The sequence below is a fragment of the Nocardia sp. NPDC050412 genome, from assembly GCF_044458825.1.
Taxonomy (GTDB): domain Bacteria; phylum Actinomycetota; class Actinomycetes; order Mycobacteriales; family Mycobacteriaceae; genus Nocardia.
The window spans coordinates 1-18,163 of record NZ_JBITIJ010000013.1; the positions used below are offsets into that span (position 1 = coordinate 1).

20 protein-coding genes and 1 tRNA gene are annotated in these 18,163 nt (G+C 64.6%); 6 read left to right on the forward strand and 15 right to left on the reverse strand.

Annotated elements, in window-relative coordinates:
* Positions 1–119: 119 nt before the first annotated feature.
* From ACIBI6_RS30745 to ACIBI6_RS30765, 5 genes are read right to left on the reverse strand one after another with little or no spacing between them, the layout of a single operon-like run.
* Positions 120–371: a hypothetical protein gene (locus tag ACIBI6_RS30745; protein ID WP_396958652.1), complete on the reverse strand. Its 252-nt coding sequence runs from the start codon at positions 369–371 to the stop codon at positions 120–122.
* Between the two features lie 3 nt (positions 372–374).
* Positions 375–677 (reverse strand): hypothetical protein, encoded by a 303-nt coding sequence (locus ACIBI6_RS30750; protein ID WP_396958653.1) that lies wholly within the window; start codon positions 675–677, stop codon positions 375–377.
* Positions 674–850, reverse strand: a complete 177-nt coding sequence (locus ACIBI6_RS30755) for a hypothetical protein (protein WP_396958654.1) — start codon at positions 848–850, stop codon at positions 674–676. Before ACIBI6_RS30755 ends, ACIBI6_RS30750 begins: the two co-directional genes overlap by 4 nt.
* Positions 847–1,332 carry a DNA-directed RNA polymerase subunit beta gene (locus ACIBI6_RS30760; RefSeq protein ID WP_396958655.1) on the reverse strand — a complete coding sequence of 162 codons (486 nt, stop codon included), beginning with the start codon at positions 1,330–1,332 and terminating at the stop codon, positions 847–849. The genes ACIBI6_RS30755 and ACIBI6_RS30760 overlap by 4 nt, the downstream gene beginning before the upstream one ends.
* A gap of 4 nt (positions 1,333–1,336) precedes the next feature.
* A complete protein-coding gene (locus ACIBI6_RS30765) occupies positions 1,337–1,504 on the reverse strand; it encodes a hypothetical protein (RefSeq protein ID WP_396958656.1) in 168 nt (55 codons plus the stop codon).
* A gap of 286 nt (positions 1,505–1,790) precedes the next feature.
* Between ACIBI6_RS30765 and ACIBI6_RS30770 the strand changes: the two genes are divergently transcribed.
* Entirely contained in the window at positions 1,791–3,176 is a 1,386-nt protein-coding gene (locus ACIBI6_RS30770) for a hypothetical protein (RefSeq protein ID WP_396958657.1), read from the forward strand.
* Positions 3,173–3,727: a GNAT family N-acetyltransferase gene (locus ACIBI6_RS30775; RefSeq protein ID WP_396958658.1), complete on the forward strand. Its 555-nt coding sequence runs from the start codon at positions 3,173–3,175 to the stop codon at positions 3,725–3,727. Before ACIBI6_RS30770 ends, ACIBI6_RS30775 begins: the two co-directional genes overlap by 4 nt.
* A gap of 139 nt (positions 3,728–3,866) precedes the next feature.
* Here ACIBI6_RS30775 and ACIBI6_RS30780 read toward each other — a convergent pair whose 3' ends face one another.
* Positions 3,867–4,478, reverse strand: coding sequence for a DUF3626 domain-containing protein (locus ACIBI6_RS30780; RefSeq protein WP_396958659.1), 612 nt, complete (start codon positions 4,476–4,478; stop codon positions 3,867–3,869).
* Positions 4,479–4,949: 471 nt separating this feature from the next.
* On the opposite strand from ACIBI6_RS30780, the gene xerC reads away from it, so the two are divergent.
* Positions 4,950–5,819: a tyrosine recombinase XerC gene (gene xerC / locus ACIBI6_RS30785; RefSeq protein WP_396958660.1), complete on the forward strand. Its 870-nt coding sequence runs from the start codon at positions 4,950–4,952 to the stop codon at positions 5,817–5,819.
* Between the two features lie 77 nt (positions 5,820–5,896).
* Here the strand turns inward: xerC and ACIBI6_RS30790 are convergent.
* Positions 5,897–5,969, reverse strand: a tRNA-Ala gene (locus ACIBI6_RS30790).
* Between the two features lie 530 nt (positions 5,970–6,499).
* On the opposite strand from ACIBI6_RS30790, the gene ACIBI6_RS30795 reads away from it, so the two are divergent.
* Positions 6,500–6,898: a PPOX class F420-dependent oxidoreductase gene (locus tag ACIBI6_RS30795; RefSeq protein WP_396958661.1), complete on the forward strand. Its 399-nt coding sequence runs from the start codon at positions 6,500–6,502 to the stop codon at positions 6,896–6,898.
* Positions 6,899–7,289: 391 nt separating this feature from the next.
* On the opposite strand, the gene ACIBI6_RS30800 is transcribed toward ACIBI6_RS30795, so the two are convergent.
* Positions 7,290–7,721, reverse strand: coding sequence for a TetR/AcrR family transcriptional regulator C-terminal domain-containing protein (locus tag ACIBI6_RS30800; protein WP_396958662.1), 432 nt, complete (start codon positions 7,719–7,721; stop codon positions 7,290–7,292).
* 626 nt (positions 7,722–8,347) lie between these two features.
* Here ACIBI6_RS30800 and ACIBI6_RS30805 point away from each other — a divergent pair.
* Both ACIBI6_RS30805 and ACIBI6_RS30810 read left to right on the forward strand, forming a co-directional pair.
* The gene (locus tag ACIBI6_RS30805) at positions 8,348–8,680 is read left to right on the forward strand and encodes a transglycosylase family protein (protein WP_364345020.1); all 333 of its coding nucleotides are present in this window, start codon (positions 8,348–8,350) and stop codon (positions 8,678–8,680) included.
* A gap of 396 nt (positions 8,681–9,076) precedes the next feature.
* Positions 9,077–11,035 (forward strand): MFS transporter, encoded by a 1,959-nt coding sequence (locus ACIBI6_RS30810; protein WP_396958663.1) that lies wholly within the window; start codon positions 9,077–9,079, stop codon positions 11,033–11,035.
* A gap of 36 nt (positions 11,036–11,071) precedes the next feature.
* Here ACIBI6_RS30810 and ACIBI6_RS30815 read toward each other — a convergent pair whose 3' ends face one another.
* The 7 genes from ACIBI6_RS30815 to ACIBI6_RS30845 form a co-directional block, all read right to left on the reverse strand.
* Positions 11,072–11,809 carry a DsbA family protein gene (locus ACIBI6_RS30815; protein WP_396958664.1) on the reverse strand — a complete coding sequence of 246 codons (738 nt, stop codon included), beginning with the start codon at positions 11,807–11,809 and terminating at the stop codon, positions 11,072–11,074.
* 126 nt (positions 11,810–11,935) lie between these two features.
* Positions 11,936–13,231 carry an MFS transporter gene (locus ACIBI6_RS30820; protein WP_364345024.1) on the reverse strand — a complete coding sequence of 432 codons (1,296 nt, stop codon included), beginning with the start codon at positions 13,229–13,231 and terminating at the stop codon, positions 11,936–11,938.
* Between the two features lie 85 nt (positions 13,232–13,316).
* Positions 13,317–14,957, reverse strand: coding sequence for a phosphoglucomutase (alpha-D-glucose-1,6-bisphosphate-dependent) (gene pgm / locus ACIBI6_RS30825; RefSeq protein WP_364345026.1), 1,641 nt, complete (start codon positions 14,955–14,957; stop codon positions 13,317–13,319).
* A 47-nt stretch (positions 14,958–15,004) separates the two neighbouring features.
* A complete protein-coding gene (locus ACIBI6_RS30830; RefSeq protein ID WP_364345028.1) occupies positions 15,005–15,367 on the reverse strand; it encodes a CrcB family protein in 363 nt (120 codons plus the stop codon).
* A complete protein-coding gene (locus ACIBI6_RS30835) occupies positions 15,364–15,738 on the reverse strand; it encodes a DUF190 domain-containing protein (protein WP_364345030.1) in 375 nt (124 codons plus the stop codon). The genes ACIBI6_RS30830 and ACIBI6_RS30835 overlap by 4 nt, the downstream gene beginning before the upstream one ends.
* 33 nt (positions 15,739–15,771) lie before the next feature.
* Entirely contained in the window at positions 15,772–16,230 is a 459-nt protein-coding gene (gene crcB, locus ACIBI6_RS30840) for a fluoride efflux transporter CrcB (protein ID WP_364345032.1), read from the reverse strand.
* A gap of 352 nt (positions 16,231–16,582) precedes the next feature.
* On the reverse strand, positions 16,583–18,082 hold the full coding sequence (locus tag ACIBI6_RS30845; RefSeq protein WP_364345034.1) for an MFS transporter: 1,500 nt from the start codon (positions 18,080–18,082) through the stop codon (positions 16,583–16,585).
* Positions 18,083–18,163: the final 81 nt, after the last annotated feature.

Sequence of the window (18,163 nt, forward strand, 5' to 3'; positions counted from 1 at the left end):
TTGTGGGCACTGCTGCGAGACGGACGTGAATTCAGCTTCGACACACCTGCCCCGACGGCTGCTGCGGCTTGACACGGTCATTGAGAGTCCTTCGCTCGCGCTACCGGGTTCCTACCCGGTCACGGCGTTTCGGTGTCGACGACACTGATGGGCGTGATCGTGGGGGCGTCGGCTTTGTCCAGGTCCGCGTCCGAGTCGGATATCCACCCGTCCTCGTCAACCCGCATCATCGAGCCGTCCGCGCGCTGAAATATCGGACGGCCATCCACGGGGGCACGGTCGAGTTTCTTGTGAGTGTCCTCATGGAAGGCAGCGAGCAGTACCCGCACCGATGGAGCGATATCCGGTCGTGTGGAATGCAATTCGGTCATCTGCTAGCCGCCTAACCCCGGCGACGGGAGATCCGCCGTATTGAGTAATGCGGCCCAGTAGTCCTCGCGTACCGCGTCCCACATGTCGTCATGCTCGGAAAGCAACTCGCGGGCGTCGACCAAATCCGGGTATGCGTCGAATATGATCGTTCCGGGCTGCGCGTCGGGCAGCTTGGTCAGCGATGGCGGGCGGTAGGCTGCTTCGGCGGTGAGCTGCACGCGCAGTATGCGGGCGGCGCGGTTGACGAGCTGCCACACTGCGAGCTTCCCTGGTATCGCGGTGGTGTGCAACGGATTTCGGTTCACCCCGCCTCCTCGAGCCGTTCTGTATCGGCCCACTCGTGGCCTTCGAGGTAACGCTCCATCAGCTCGATCCGTGAAAGGCGCACAACCGCGTGCAACGTGCAGTCGGCGAGGTTGACGCCGACATTGCACATCAACAGCCCGAGCCAAGAGCCGAGGGCCACAACGACATTCACCCATGAGCGGCCCGCCGTTGCGCGGGCGGACGCTGACCTGAGCGTGTCCGTATCGCGTCCACCATGACCAGACCAGACGGGCGGAACGTGCACCGGGGCGGTTCGACCCAGCGCCGGAACATCCCGCCCCGATCCGTTGGGGATGGCAATGCGATGGTTCCTCCGGCGCGCACCACCGAGACGTTGAGCCGGAACATTTCTGCGAACAGGCTGTCGTCGTCGGGGAGATCTGGCCTCACAAGGTAGGTCCAACGACCGGAGCGCGGATGCGACAGGATCGGGCCGATATCTGCCTGTCGGCGCTGCATGTCGACCTTGACCGCCTGACCGAGTGGGGCGGGCATCATCAGTGCAAGCACATATTCGGCGTTCATGACGATGCGTCCGAGGTGGGGCGGGTCGATGTTCGCGGGAAGATCGCACACGCGCCGGTAGTAGGTGCAGCGTGATACGGGCGTGTCGCCAAATGCTATGTGGTCCATCGGATTAGACCTCTTGGTCGCGGTGGTCTGTGCGGGTCTGCTCGGTCGTATCCCACTCGCGTAGGGCGTCTGCGAAGCGCTCGACCACATCGGCGGGAAAGTCGACGGCGACGGCGACGGGCGGACCAATGAGCGGTATCCGGCGCGGTAGTTGTCGTTCTGGGTTGAGCATGGTGCCCCTTTCGCGTTCGCTCCCTGCGCAATTCGACTCATGAGCACCCGACGCCGGATGCTTTCGCCAAGGCCAAACGATGCTGCTGGGCTTGATGCCGGGACGTGGGTCCGGCGTCGCCCGGTGTCGAGTGCTCTGTCAGACTCCGCCCTGACGCGACGGCTTGGGAACGCCGGGAATAGGGAGGTCTGGGGGAGGTTCGAGGGAGGGCGCACCCGTTCGGCGGCTATCGCGCCATCTAGGTGAAATGATTTGAGGAAGTTGCCGAACGAGGGGAGGGCGGGAGGTGTCCGAACCGAATCACCAGCTGAGCGCCGCGCGGACTCGGATCCGCTCCGCGACGACCGGGCACGCGCTGACGCGGGCCGAACTCGCGGACGCGGTGAACGCGTGGGTGTATCGGCAGACCGGACGGGTGGTCCAGCTGTCCGGCAATTACGTGGGCAAGCTCGAACGCGGTGTCTTCCGCTGGCCGAACGCCGATTTCCGGGCAGGGCTGCGGGCAGTGCTCGGTGTCGCGACGGATGCCGAACTCGGTTTTCGGCCCGCCGAGCGCGGTAGCGATGTGGTTAGCATGGGGGCATCTACGAATGACCCGCCGATGTTCCTGCCGAGCGCAGGGAAAGAGGTAGATGACGTGCTCCGCCGGACCTTCCTGCTCAGCGCGTCAGCAGCTGGCGTAGGCGCAGTGCTCGGCTTGGAATCAGCGCGCCATGGACTCAACCGCGCGATGTCGGATGGGGTGTCGGTCGATCTCGACGACTGGCGTGAGGTGGTACGGGAATACGGATCCGCGTACGTCACGCACACTGCGGACGAACTGCACGAAATGCTGTTGGTAGATGTGCTGGGCCTGCAGATGGCGCTGAGTCTGTCATCGGGCGACGGGGCGAGACTCGAGCTGTACAAAATCGGCGCGTTGCTGAGTCAGTACATGGCGCAAGCGATCGGTGACCGTGGACAGCGGCGTGAGGCTATGCGCTGGTGGCCTACCGCCCGCAAGGCAGCTGACCTTTCGGGAGATCTGCACGCGATGGCATACATCCGGGGGCGTAAGGCAATCCGCGCCATCTATGACGGTGAGTCCCCGCACGTCATCATCGAGAACATTGCAGAAGCCGACCATCTCATTGCCAACGGCCCGATTATCGGGCGTCCGAGCCTGCTCGCTGCTCGCGCGCAGTCACACGCCCTCCTCGGCAACGCCGACGATGCCGAGGTGTCGTTGACTGCACTACGAGAGACGTTCGCCGCGTTGCCTTCTGCGGTAACCAGCGATCACGGCTGGCACTGCTGGGCTTACCCTGAGGAACGAGTCAGGTTCGCGGAAAGCTTCGTGTACTCCCATCTCGGTGAGACCGAAAAGGCCGAGAAAGCGCAGTCAGCAGCGCTTGCCCTATACCCGCCGAATAGTCGTCGTGGACCCGTGCAGATCGAGTTACAGCGCGCGCTGTGCCTGGTGCGTAGCGGCGACCCGTGCGGGGGAACCGCCTACGCGACAACAACTTTGGATGACCTTCCGACCGAGCACCGTACTCGCTTCGTTATGGGCTTGGGGGAACAGGTGCTTGCCGCAGTGCCGCCTGATCAACGGCGCACACCGACAGCCCGCGAGCTGCATGAACTCCTGCGCGACGATGCCTTCGGTGCACAGCGGGCGATCGAACAATGAAGGCCGACGCCGATAACAGCCCGTTGAGTACCGAACGCCACGATGCCGCCGCGACGCTCGGGCTGGCTGACGAACTCAAGGCGGTGTATCTCGCCTCGCATCGCGAGCAGCAAGCCGACCCGTGGTACAGCCCCGCGAGGTTCTGGGAGCGGTTGGAAGAACTGTACGCACCAATCCCGAGTTTCGAGCTTGTCACCGGACGAGTTGGCGGCCGGATGGTCGGTTACGCATTCGGGACCCGGTACGGCCGACCACAAGCGGTATGGGACAAGGCAGTTCGCATTTACCCCGAGCTTGCGGTTGAAACGTCTGGCCTGGTGTATATCTTCCGCGAATTTGCCGTTCACCCCGACTATCAGGGACACGGATATGCACGAATCATCCACGATGCGTTGCTATCCGGACGCCCTGAGCCGTTGGCCTATCTACTCGTCCGGGTCGGCAATCCAGCTAAAGCAGCGTACGAGTCCTGGGGTTGGCGAGTGATCGGGCAAGACCAGCCGTTTCCCGATTCGCCGGTGATGGACGAGATGGCCAAGCTGATGCGGTGATCGCGCGACTGTCGTTTGCCACCCCGTTGTGGACCACCACGTTGCCAGTTGTGGGACACCGACGGCAGTACAGAAGTGGAACAGGTTATCGCGCAATCGATTGGCGAACGCTGCGTTCCCGAACGACCGACATGAGGCACTACGGTGCGTTTTGTCTTCCCGGTCGGTTTGTTCCGAAGCGGGCGAGATAGTGCCAGACTTTCTTCAATGACTGGGGATCGTATTCGCGTGACTGCGCGGCCTTGCCGAGGAGGTACGCGTCCAGTACGCCGTTCACCGCGATCGAAATACCCAGGTCTACGTATTGAACCCCGCGATACCCGGGGTACCGGAGCAGACAATCGGCGCTGAGGTGAAATCCGTTGTGCCACTCGACAGCACACGGAAGCCTCCGTGCGGCGGCCTCGATGCTGGTTCCATGGTGGCTGGGATCGAGCACGATCGCCTCGACATCCCGATCGAGCCGGACGGGCCCGTGGATGTGCGCCTCGATGTAGGTATCGAGCATGTCAGTGTCGGCGTCTGCCTCGGCCAGTGCGATAAGACTCATACGTGATGTCACGCCGAAATTCGATGGGTTCAGATGGCTGTCGGGGTAGCAGAATGTCGCGCGGTCCAACACTGCCGCGGTCAATCGCAAATGTGCTGATCCGAACCGCGGCGCGGCGCCGAATGGCAAGTTTCGGAAGTTCAGCGCACCGTAGACCGGGCGATGTTCGACTGGTGCTTGGTCATAGGCACCGCCAAACATCCGGCTCTCCCACTGAAGCGGGGCAGACCTGCACGCCCTATCGGCGTCCCCGGTACGCCGATGCTGACCGAATTATCGGCCGGGCATTGGGAATGCGCGGATACTCGTCCGCGACGCCTCCGGCAAGCGGCGTGACCTGAGACGGGTCTCCCCGGTCAGGCTCGACACACGCGGCCGAAAGATACCCGACCGCAACGGGTCTCACGCTCTGGATGCGGTGATGGCGGCTGCGGCGGCTATCCGGGTGGACCTCGGCGGGGAACTGTCGGACTCCACCACGGTCCAACAGCTATGGATTCTGTACCGGGGCTATCTGGTCGAACAGGGCCGCGCGGGCAGCAGACTGGAACGCTACGACGTGGCAGCGGAACTGTTCACCACCGCGTTCGGGCAGCGGCGCTACTGGAGGTCACCACGTCATCGGTTGAGGCGTTCCTCAAGCAGGTCGGCGCGGCCAAAGGACCGTCTTCGATGCGGACCGGCCGCAATGTGTTGTCGGGCATGTTCCGCTACGCGGTGCGTAAAGATGCCCTCACGGTCAACCCTGTGCGTGAATCGGAGATGGCGAAGAATGTGGAGGCCAAGGGCCGTACCGGCGGCGCACGTGACATCACCATTGATGAACTGCGGTTCATCCTCGCGGCGGTGCGGACTTCGCAAGTGCCGTGCCCGCGCAAGCTCTCACGCGCCGAGCGCAACCGGAAAACTCCGGTGAAGGCGTACACCCCGCCCACGGTCGCGGACTACTGCGACAGTGCCGATCTGGCCGACGTGGTAACCCTGCTGGCGGCAACGGGCTTGCGGCGCAGTCAGATTCTCGGCGTGCTCTGGACTGACATTGATCTCGAGGCCCGGACTCTGCGCAGTACCGGCAAGGTCGTGCGCGTCAAAGGTGAGGGCCTGGTACGCATAGACCGCGACGACGACCCCAAGAACCGCCGGGGAACAATCGCCCTGCCTGACTTCGCCGTTGAGATGCTCAAGCGGCGCAAAGTGGTACTTGCGGCCCGCAAGCTGGCCGCCCCGCCGGACGCGGACACACCGACACTCGACCTGGTACTTCCCTCGGCCGTGTGGACGCTGCGCGACCCTCAGAACGTCGGCCACGAATGGCAGCGGGTACGTGAAGCGCTGGACATGGCCGATGACATCACCGCGCACAGCTTCCGCCACGCCGTCGCGACGATTCTCGATGACGCGGGCCTGTCGGCACGGATCACCGCTGACGTACTCGGCCATGCGGACCCCGCCATGACCCAGCGGCGCTACATGGCACGCGGGCGAACACACCACGCGGCGGCGGAAGCACTCGAACGCGCCGTCAATGGTCCGGGGAATTAGTTGGGAGTTTGTTGGAGGATTGGCCGCTTTCGGTTCGTCTTACCGAACCAAAAAGCGGCCCTCACCTGCGAAAAAAGTGGAGCTAAGGGGACTCGAACCCCTGACCCCCACACTGCCAGTGTGGTGCGCTACCAGCTGCGCCATAGCCCCGAGTGGGTTGCCGTCGGGTTTCCCTGACTGCCTGAACGAAGTTACACCACTGGCGTGTCGGCAACCAAATCGCCTCGATTCGGGGGGGACGTAGGGGGTTGCCCGACCATAGAATCGAACGCATGTTCGATAGCGTTGATCTCTAGCGCGTCAGAATTCCTGGCAGGGTTGCACGGTTTACGCTCCGGGTACATCGGCCAGAGAGGAGTCGGTCTGTGACGCGGTCACGGCGGTTGAAGATTCCGGGTCGAGGACAAGGTGCGGGTGGTGTTGTCGGTGTTGGCCGGGGAGATGAGCGCGGTGGAGGCGGGGTGCAAGTACGGAGTCGATGGGGCAACTGGAAGCAAGTCTTGCCCGAGGCCGGGACCAAGGCGCTCGGCCGGAACGGGCATGTGCAGCTTGCTGATCCGAGTGCGACCCCGCGGTAGCGATCTGAAATCTAGCAACGCTAGACAAGCTAGTGGGCGAATGTTACCGTTGCTCCAGCATCTAGCGCTGCTAGACATCCAATTCACCGAGGAGTACCTGACATGACCTTCACCATCAATGAACAGCAGTTCCTCGCGGAGGCCGGGATCGGGCGGCTGGCCACGGTGTCGCCCGACGGCGTTGTGCAGAACAACCCGACCAGCTATCGGGTGAACGCCGACGGCACGATGGACATCGAGGGCATGCGGATGCGTGCCAGTCGCAAGTACCGCAATGTCGAGGCGGGCAGCCGGGTGTCGTTCGTCATCGACCAACAGGTTTCGTTGGAGCCGTACGTGATTCGCGGCATCGAGGTACGCGGCACGGCTGAGGCGCTCGACGACGAGGAGCCACCGTTCCAACCCCAGGAACGCGCGGTCATCCGAATTCACCCCGAACGGGTCATCTCCTGGGGCATCGACAGCGAATCCTTCGACTTCACCAGTCGCGGCGCCGAGTAGTCAGGCATCGCGGGCGATCGCGAACCGGACGACCTCGTCCATCCTGCGCGAGCCGTTTGGGCATCTTTACAGCTGGACTGTCGAGCACGGCGAGGAAATCCAGAACTGCCAGCGGGCGTACGACAGCGGAGCTGACACATAGCCGCCTCGAGCTGCCCGCAGGATCCTCTTGGTCGGTGCGCGACGCGTTCGCACTCCGCGAAGTGTGCCACCGCCGAACACATTCCGGCTCGGGAGCGGTAGTTCCGGGCGATGGATCGGGTTCGCTGCGAGGTTGGGCGCGCCGGGCCTGCTGCAGCCGACCGGCGCGCCTGCGTGAGCACAGCGGTCGTGCCGCGCTCCTGCGCGAAAGGCCGAGCATGAGTGCGGTGGCCGTCGACAGTCGCCGGCCTCACGCTGCGGGCGGCGGAGGCATCACGATGCGGAGGAGGTGCCTGATCCCGTCGAGGTCGACATCGGCCGCCAGCCGAGTCTCCTCTGGCATCGCGTCCACGAGGGGTTCGACTCCGAACAGCAGGCGGGGAAGCGTTGGGTGGATGACGAGGCCGATCAGTTGGTTCGCCACGACCTCTGCCTTGTCGGCCGCGAGGCCAAAGGCTGCCACCAGATGTGACGCGAGATCGCCGACCGTGATCCCGAAGAGGACGTCGTAGAGGCCCGCCGCCAGCTCAGGCATTCGGTCGGCCTCGGCGATACCGAGACGGAGCATCCCTCGCCAACGCTCGGCCGTATGGCCGGAAGCGCGGTGCCCCGCCCGTTGCCCCATGACTGGCCCCTGACACCTCCAGATTGCGCGCCCCTCACGTGACCGCTCGGCACCCATCGCCGTTTGCGGCGCAACATGTCCATTTGCACGTCTCCAGTCGCCACGAGCTATGTGCTGTCGGCATCACTCGGGCCGTGTGCGTCGAAGCCCCGTGCGGCGCCACGTCGACGTCGGTAAGGCAGCTCGCGCTCGAAGCGTCACATAACACCCACATGCCGCAAAGCTCGATTTGTCGACTTCGATCCGAGGGCGAGCGGGATTCACAAATACCCCAGCGGGTCACAACTTCACCATCCGCACCGAGCCGGACTGGCGGCGAAACCAGACATAGACCCCAGGATCCAGCGCTCAAACGCGATCCAGATCACTATTTCGTAGTGATCCCGAACACATAACGTAACTATCACGAACGGTCGTATATGTACATTTTTACGCATTCGAACTGCGTGAATGTCGATAATCCGCAGTTAGGGTCGAGGCAATTCGGACGTTATCTCAACGTGATCTGTCGCGAATTCTTCGCTAGCGTCGTCGTCGACAGCCCGGATCAATGCGACGGGCTCGAACTCGAATCGCTGAACGCCGGTAACCCTGCCCCGCGGTTTCGAGGGTCCCCGACATCGCTGGGGGCAGGGACACGGCGGAAGTCCGCCGGAGCCGAGCGGGCGCAGCCAGGAATCCACATGACTCAGAACCGCAAGTTCACCCGTGCCCTTGGTCTCGCCGCCGTCGCCGGTGCCATCGCCGCCGTTCCGTTCGGCCTGTCCACCGCCACCGCGTCGGCCTCCGGCCACAACTGGGACGCCGTCGCGCAGTGCGAGAGCGGCGGCAACTGGGGCATCGCGACCGGTAACGGCTTCTACGGCGGCCTGCAGTTCACGCAGAGCACCTGGGCCGCCAACGGCGGCTCGGGCAGCCCGAGCGGCGCCAGCCGTGAGGAGCAGATCCGCGTCGCGGAGAATGTGCTCGCCACCCAGGGCCCGGGCGCTTGGCCCGTGTGCGGCGCTTACCTGTAAGCCCGCATAGACCTGACGGGGTCCGTGCCATCGTGCACGGGCCCCGTTGTCGTCGGTACGAGCAACGAAATCGCCACTGCCGGAATTATTTCCAGCCCCCGTGCGCAACCGCCGTGCTATTCCGGCGAATATCCGCCCCCGCCTCGGAATCGAAACCCTTACTGCGGCGGCCGAATTCATAATCCCCACCCCAGCTCGAGATGCTTGCGGCGTCAACCAATGGTCCCACTCATCGGTACCGTCTATTCCAATTGCGCAAATCGAGCGTTCTCATGGTCCGAAACACCTGCGGGCAGTGATCCATCTCACTACCCTGTGTCCACCCGGCAAATCGCCCTGATCCACACACGGTTCAGGTCCTTTACGAAATGCCGTGGCTAGAAAGGCATCTCGACCATGAGCTCGACCCAGATTGCGGATCCGCCGACCCTGCTCACAGGGCTGTGGCAACGCAAACTACCGCACTATCCCGATACACCCGCCCGCTCCTGGTACCTGGCCGTCGTGGTCATCGCCTCGATCGCGCTCTACTACCAACTATTCGTCACCGGCGCCGTGGGCAATGAACTCATCGGCTACTTCGACCTGTCCTTCGCCTACTTCGTCTGGATCTTCATCATCGGCGCCGCCTTCGGCGCGGTTGCCTCGGTGCTCGCGGGCGTGCTGGATCGATGGGGGCGGGCGAATATCGTCGCCTACGGCGTGGTGATCTGCTCGCTGCTGACCCTGTTCGCGGTGCCCGCGACGACCACCAAAGAGCAGTACCTGCTCGTGTACTGCCTGGTCAGCATTGTCGAGGGTGCGGTGCTGGTGGCCACACCGGCTCTGATTCGCGACTTCTCCCCGCAGCTGGACCGGGCATCGGCAATGGGCTTCTGGACGCTAGGGCCGGTCATCGGCGCCCTGGTCACGACGCAGATCTCCACTCACACGCTCGACGCGCATCCGGATTGGCAGTACCACTATCGGCTGTGCGGTGTGATCAGCCTCGTCATCGCGGTAGTCGCGGTGATCGGATTGCGCGAGCTGAATCCGCGACTGCGCGACCAGATCATGGTGACCTTGCGCGACCGTGCGCTGATCGAGGCCCGCGCCCGCGGTCTGGATGTCAAGGAACTCGAGCAGGGTGTGTGGCGACAGATGTTGCGCCCCGACATCATCGGCTCGGCCTTGGCGATCAGCCTGTTCCTCGCCTTCTTCTACACCATCGTGTCGTTCCTTCCGGTGTATATGGCGACGAACTTCGGATTCAGTCCGGCGAAGGCCAATGCGCTCGGCAACTGGTACTGGGCCGCCAATGCGATCGCCCTGGTGCTGGCCGGGATCGTGTCGGACAAATTGAAGGTGCGCAAGCCGTTCATGATCGTCGGCGCGCTCATCAGCATCGTCGGCATGTACCTGTTCATCGGCTACACCGATCAGCCCGATACCGGTTACTACTCATTCGCGACGGTTTTCGTAGTGATCGCGGTCGGCACCGGCATCGCCTACTCCACCTGGATGGCGAGCTTCACCGAGACGGTCGAGGCCCGTAATCCCGCCGCGACGGCGGTGGGTCTCGCGGTGTGGGGCGGCACGCTGCGCAGCGTCGTCACCGTGGTGCTGTTCGGATTGCTGATCGTGGTGAACGCGGCCGGTCCGCTGGTCAATTACGGACCGCGGCTATCGGAGATCGCACACAAATACGCCCAGCAACTCGCGACCATCCAGACGGTCGGCACGGAAACCCTTGCGGCACTGCAGCACAACCCCAATGATCAGGCCGCACAGGTCACCGCGCTGACCAAGCTGACCGGGGCGTCACCCGCCGATATCCAGACCACCGTCGGTCTCAACACCCGCTATCCGCAGGAGTTGGCGACGCTGCAGGCCATCGATTCGGCGACACTGGCCACACTGACCACGAATCCGGCCGACGCGAACGCGGGTCTGGCGGCGGTCGGACAGGTCGCGAAGAAGTTCGGTATTCCGGTGGATCAGGCGATCGCGCGCCTGCAAGCCGTGCAGCAGATTCCGGCCGCCGACCTCGCGGTGGCCGCGACCGTCGGCCCCAAACTGGCGCAGGCGACTACGCAGTTGCAGTCGGTCGGCACCATCCCGGCAGATGATCAGGCTTATCTGGCCGCGCACGCCAAGGAAGTACAGCAGGCGCAAGCCGATTCGCCGAAGCAGTGGGAACGCTGGTGGTGGATCTGCCTGGTCGCGCAGGTGGTGTTCCTACCGTTCGTCTTCCTGATGGCCGGACACTGGAGCCCGAAGAAGGCGGCCGCGCAGGCCAGGGCGCACGACGAACTCGTCGAGCGCGAACTGAGCGCGATCGCGAAGGGTGAGCCGGAGCCGGAGCCCGCCGGGTAGGTGCGTCGTGCCGGGCGGCGCCACCGCCCGGCACGATTACTTCGTCAGGTCGAGGACCCACTCGTGGTTGTTCACCTCGACCTTGTTCTTGCCGTCGAAGACGGCGGGCGTGGCGACCTCGCCGTTGGCATCGGTCAACGCCGCGCGTGCCATTTGCGCGTGGATCTTCGCCGCATCGAGTTTCGCGCCGGAGCTGATGCACTGCACCGCCGCCAGCGAGGCGCCCGATTCCTTCGCGACATTGGCGAGATCGTCATTGCTGAGATCCGCGCCGCCCTCTTCCGGCTGCTTCGAGGTGAACAGCAGCGCGTGGAATTTCGAATACACCGGACCCGAACCGGTTTCCGCGACACATTCGTTCGCGGCGACCGCGCGGGTCGAATAGTCCTTACTCTTCGACTTCGGGTCGAGGAAGGTCACGAGGTGGTATCGGACCGCGAGCTTGCCCTCGTCCATCTGCTGCGCGATCTCCTGACCGTAGAGTCGCTCCAGCGCGCCGCAGGACGGGCACAGCGGATCCTCGTACACATCGATGGTCTTCGCCGCGTCCGGGCGGCCGAGCAGAATCGTGCCGTTGTTCTGGTCCAGGACCGCGTGCACGTCCGCGCTGTGCACCGATCCGTAGCCGTCATTGCGGATCGTGGCGTCGTCGCGCCCCCACCGGAACGCGAGGATCACGATCAACACGATGAGCGCGAGCGCCACGCCACCCAGGGCATATGTCGTCGCACTGGACATCGGCCGCGGCGTGTACTTCGATCCCGATTCGCTCACCCCGAACACTCTGCCCCAATCACACGCCACCCCGCGCACGGGGTGCTGCTGGACCACTGATCACCATGCGTTTATGCGGGCAAACGGAGAGCCCCTCCAGGGTTACCTGGTGATCAGACGTCCAGGTCAGCGGGCGGCGTTTTGAGGGGCTGGGGCGGGGGTGTCTACGAGGCACTCGGCGCCGTCGGGGCGGTAGATGTAGTCGGATGGGTGATCCGCGGCGATCTCCACTTTCGATTCGACGCCTCGTCGGTGCAGTGGTTCCGGGACCAAGGCCCAGATGGCGGCGGCGATGGCAAGTAATGCGCCGGTCAGGGCGAGGGCGAGGGCGTAGGAGAAGTGTTGGGCCACGGCACCCACTGCGACCGGGCCGATGACGGTGCCGAGGTCGGCGGCCATTTGGAAGCCCGCGAGGACGGGGCCGCCGCGGGCCTTCGGTCCGATGACGTCCGCGACCGCGGCCTGCTGGGCGGGAGTGAACATGCCCGAACCCAGCCCGGCCACGAATGAGGTCACCAGCAGCCAGGGCACGTTCGACGCGAGACCGAGTCCGGCGGTACCGGCCGCACAGATCAGCGATCCGGTGATCAGGAATGGTTTGCGTCCGAAACGGTCGGAGAGCCTGCCGGATGCGAAAAGCACCGCCACATTGCCTGCGGCGAACACTGTCAGTGTCACACCGGCCATGCCCGGTTTCTGATGCAGCACTTCGACAACGAGCAGCGGCACGAGCGCCATTCGCACGCCGAATACCGCCGCACCATTGGCGAAGTTCGATAGCAGTACTGCCCGATACTCCGACCGCGCCAATCCCTCGCGGAACGACATCAGCCGCAGCCCGCCCACCGGTTCGGGTGCGGCCAGGGTCGAATGCCGCAGATTCACATAGACCACCGCGGTAGCGAGCAGCAACGCCGCCGCGTAGATCAGGAACGGCGCCCGCAATCCGAGCCCGGCAAGCGCACCGCCGACCAACGGTCCGCTCACCGAACCGATCAGAAAACTCGTCGACCACAGCCCGGAGACCCGCCCGCGCTGCGCGGGCGGCGACATCCGGATCACCAGCGCCAGCGACGACACCGTGAACATCGTCGACCCGACCCCACCCGCCGACCGCAAAACCAGCAGCTGCCAATAACTCTGGGCAAACGCACTGGCCCCGGTCGAAACAGCGACAATCAACAACCCCCCGAGATACACCGACCGCTCCCCCAGCCGCTGCACCAACCGCCCACTGACCGGCGCGAACAACAACCGCATCAACGCAAACGCACTCACAATCGCCGAAGCCGCGGCAACCCCGACGCCGAACCCCCGCGCAAACTGCGGCAACACCGGCGCCACCAGACCGAACCCGACGGCGATGACAAACGACGCCCCCACCAACACCCAGATCTCAACCGGCAGCGCCCTGGATGCCACCCCACCCCATCCGGCCCCCGCGCCGCCCTGCTCCCCCGCTGAAGCTCTCGAACCTAGCGACCCCGACGACCCCGCAGTCGATCTATCACTCACCGGACAGCGCCTGCCCCACCACTTCTTCCGCGGCCGCTTGGACCTGGGTCAGATGTTCGGGCCCCTGGAAGGACTCCGCGTAGATCTTGTACTTGTCTTCGGTGCCGGAGGGGCGGGCGGCGAACCAGGCGTTTTCGGTCGTGACCTTGAGTCCGCCGAGGGGGGCGCCATTGCCGCGGGCTCGGGTGAGGACCGCGGTGATCGGCTCACCGGCGATCTCCTTTGTGCTGATCATGTCCGGTGTCAACTTCCCGAGCAGTGCTTTCTGTTCCGGGGTCGCGGCGGCGTCGATGCGGGCGTAGGCCGGACTGCCGTAGCGCTTCTCGAGTTCGACATAGCGCGCGGACGGGCTCTGGCCGGTGACCGCGGCGATTTCGGTGGCCAGCAGGGCGAGCAGGATGCCGTCCTTGTCGGTGGTCCAGACGGTGCCGTCCATCCGCAGGAACGATGCGCCCGCGCTCTCCTCACCGCCGAAAGCCAGACTGCCGCTGAACAATCCGGGCACGAAGAATTTGAAGCCGACCGGCACCTCGTACACATCGCGCCCGAGCACGCTGACCACCCGGTCGATCATCGACGAACTCACCGCCGTCTTGCCGATCTTGGTGAGCGCATCCCAGCCCATCCGATTCGCGACCAGATATTCGATGGCGACCGCGAGGAAGTGGTTCGGATTCATCAGTCCGCCATCAGGGGTGACGATGCCGTGCCGATCCGCGTCGGCGTCGTTGCCGGTGGAGATGTCGTAATCGTCCTTGATCGCGATCAGCGAGGCCATCGCATAGCGCGAGGACGGATCCATCCGGATCTTGCCGTCGGAATCCAGCGTCATGAACCGCCAGGTCGGATCGACGAACGGGTTGACAACCTCGAGTTCGAGGTCGTAGCGCTGCCCGATCTCCTCCCAATAGTCGACACTGGCCCCACCCATCGGGTCGGCGCCGAGCCGGATCCCGGCGCCACGAATGGCATCCAGGTTCAACACATTCGGCAAATCCGCGATGTAGTGGTCGAGGTAGTCGTAGCGCTCGACGCAGTTCTCCAGCGCATGCCGCAGCGTGGTCCGCCGCACCCCGGCCAGTCCGCTGCGCAACAGTTCGTTGGCACGGTTGGCGATGGCATCGGTGGCCTTGGTATCGGCCGGACCACCGTGCGGCGGGTTGTATTTGAAGCCGCCGTCGCGCGGCGGATTGTGCGACGGCGTGACGACGATGCCATCGGCCTGATGCTTGGCCCCACCGCGGTTGTGCCGCAACACCGCATGACTCAGTGCGGGCGTCGGGGTGTAGCGATCGCGGGCATCGATCATCGTGGTCACATCATTGGCGGCCAGCACCTCGAGCGCGGTGGTCCACGCGGGTTCGGACAATGCGTGGGTATCGCGGGCCAGATAGACCGGACCGGTAATCCCGCGCGTGGCACGGTATTCCACGATCGACTGCGTGATGGCCAGGATATGCGCCTCGTTGAACGCGGTGTCCAGACTGGAGCCCCGATGTCCCGAGGTCCCGAACGCCACCTGTTGCGCGGGCTCGGCCGGATTCGGGATGCGGCTGTAGTAGGCCGTCACCAGACGCGCGATGTCCTCCAGGTCGGTGGGACGCGCGGGTCGCCCGGCTCGATCATGGGCCATGCTCGGGTCTCCCTTCCGTGTCGGCTGCGCCCGGCTCGTCATCAAAATCATGTCCACAACCACTGGGTCGTGGCCGCGGCGACGAACACCGCGGTCAAGCTGGTCGCGACGCTGAGCACCACATTGCCCACCGCATAGGCGTAGGCGCCCTCGGCCGCGAGCCTGATCGTCTCGTAGCCGAAGGTGCTGAATGTGGTCAGCGCACCGCAGAAACCTGTTCCCGCGGCGGCCAACAGCCAGTGGTTCGCGCCGGCGCCGATCAGTCCACCGAGCAACGCCGAACCGACAATGTTAACGGTCAATGTGCCCAGCGGCAGCAGAGATTCGAATCGCGCGGCCACCGCACGGTCGATGAGATACCGCGCAGGCGCACCGACCATGCCGCCGACCAGGACGAGCACCACCATCATCGGGCGACTCCCAGACTCGGCTGCCAGACCTCGACCTCGGACAATGCGACTGTCACCCCGGCGAGTACCTCGGAATTCTGTTCGACGAAGGCACGCAACCGCTCGACCTCGTCGATGATCATCACCAGCACGGGTAGATGTTCGGCCAGATCTAGGATCCGACTGGTGTGGATGCGCGAGGACGAGCCGTAACCCTCCACGCCACGCCACACGCTGGCGCCGGCCAGGCCGGTGTCGCGGGCGCGCCGCACGATCTCGTGGAACAGGGGCCCGTGCCGCCACTTGTCGTCCTCGTCGAGCAGCACCGTCAGCCGCGCCGCCGACTGCCACTGTCCCGCCGCCGGACCAGTGCCCGTCGGTGAATCTTTCATCGCCTGACCCCCTTCCGTCGCGCTGTCCACTATTCAACTCGTCCGCCGTGCCGTACCAGTAGCCCACCGTGCCGAAAACATGCCGAGCACAACCGCCCCCAGTCCGGCCACCACCGTCCCCCCGAGATAGCCGAGCGCCTCGACCGCGGCACCCGATTCGAGCAGTCTACGAACCTCGAGGCTGTAGGTGGAAAAAGTGGTGAAGCCGCCGAGCACGCCGATACCGAGAAATGGGCGGAGCAGTCTGTGGGCTACCCACACCTCGGTGATCAGAACCATCAGAATTCCGATCGCAAAGCATCCCACGACATTGATCGTGAAGGTCGCCCAGGGGACCTGATGCGGTTGCGAAGGCCACCACACGCCGATGCCGTAGCGCGCCAGCGCGCCGAGACCACCGCCGAGCGAGATCACCACCAGCACCAACGGTTCGACGGCAGGGTTGCGGGCCCGCTGACCCATCCGCTGACCTCCTGCCGAGCCGAATGTCACCGGCGCAATGCTAACGGTCGGGTCGGCCGAGCCGAACATCCGGCACGGCGGCACACCCGATGAACAGCATCGTTCGTTGACACGGCGGCGTCGAGGGCACACGAATGCCGGGAAGGTTGGCCGAAGTTTCCACCTCCGCTTACGGACACAGGTCCGCAGCGATGATGGCGGCACGAAGGGCGGTACCCGCAGCGCCTCGGAAGACGGCGAAAAGCGGACGCCAGCAACTGTTCGGCAGATCGATTCGTGGCAAGTGTGGTCTTTCGTAGCCGGACGGACTGCTGAACATTCCGGAAAACACAACGCCCGCATCATCATTGATGCGGGCGTTGTGCTGTTCGAGCGGAACAGATCAGTGCACGATTACCGGTTCACCTTCCGACGGAGCCGGAACCGTATTCGGCATCAGGAATCCGGTGATCACCGCACCCGCCGCGAAAATCGCGGTGGCCCACCAGAAACTGGTCGTGTAGCTCTCGATCTGCGCCTGTGCCACGGCCAGCGGACCCGGCGTGTGCGATGACAGGTAGTCCGTCGCGGCCGACGCGGCGATGGTGCTCAGCAGCGCCGTGCCGATCGAGCCGCCGACCTGCTGGCTGGTGTTGATCATTGCCGAGGCGACACCGGCATCCTCGTGGTGCACACCGGCGGTCGCGCCTTGGAAGGCGGTCGACATCGCGCCACCGAGACCGAGACCCATCAGGATCAGGGCGGGCAGGATATTCGCGACATAGCTGCTGTCCAGGCTGATCTGGGTCAGCCATGCCATGCCGAGCGCGGCGACCAGGAAGCCACCGGCGACCACCATTTTCGGACCGACCTTCGGCAGCAGCAGCGAGGGCACCGTGGTCGAGGAGACGACCATGCCCGCCACCATCGGCAGGAACGCCAGACCAGTCTTGATCGGGGAGTACCCCATGCTCAGCTGCATGTAGTAGGTCAGGAACAGGAAGATCGCGAACATTCCGATGCCCATGACGAAAACCGTCAGGAACGAACCGCCGCGAGTGCGGTCCAGCACGATGCGCAGCGGCAACAGCGGATTCGCGACTCGGGTCTCGATCCACACGAACATCGCGAGCAGGGCCGCGCCACCGATCAGGAAACCGAGGGTGACCGGGTTGCCCCAGCTGGTCGATTCGGCGTGCGAGAACCCGTAGACGATGCCGAACAGTGCGGCGGTCACCACGACGGTGCCCGGGATGTCGAGCTTGGGCCGCTCGACGACCACATGCTTGGCCAGCAGCAGCACCGCGCCGACCAGTGCGACCGCCGCGAAGGCGAGGTTCACGAACATCACCCAGCGCCACGAGGCCCATTCGGTGAGCATGCCGCCGAGCAGCAGACCGATGGCGCCACCCGCACCGGCGACCGCACCGAAGATGCCGAAGGCCTTGGCGCGTTCACCCGGTTCGGTGAAGGTCACCGTGAGCAGCGACAGTGCTGCGGGCGCGAGCAGCGCACCGAAGACGCCCTGTCCGACGCGGGCCGCGACCAGCATTTCGAAGCTGGTGGCCGCACCGCCGACCGCAGAGGCGCCGGCGAATCCGATCAGGCCGATAATGAAGGTGTTACGTCGGCCGAACAGGTCACTGAGTCGGCCACCGAGCAGCAATAGGCTGCCGAAGGCCAGGGCGTAGCCGGTGACAACCCACTGTCGGTCGCCATCGCTGAAACCGAGGTCCTGTTGCGCTGCGGGCAGCGCGATATTCACGACGGTCGCGTCGAGCACAACCATGAGCTGAGCCACGCCGAGTACGGCGAGCACCCACCAGCGCAGAGCGTGCGAACCGCGGCGGCCCGAGTCAGTTGTCTCGGGGGCGGGTGCCCCACGGTCCAACGTGGTAGTCATGTGTCCCCTATTTGTCTCGAGGCTTGATCCGGAGGAACTTCCTCCGCTTACCGAGTTAAGCTAACACAATAACGGAGACAA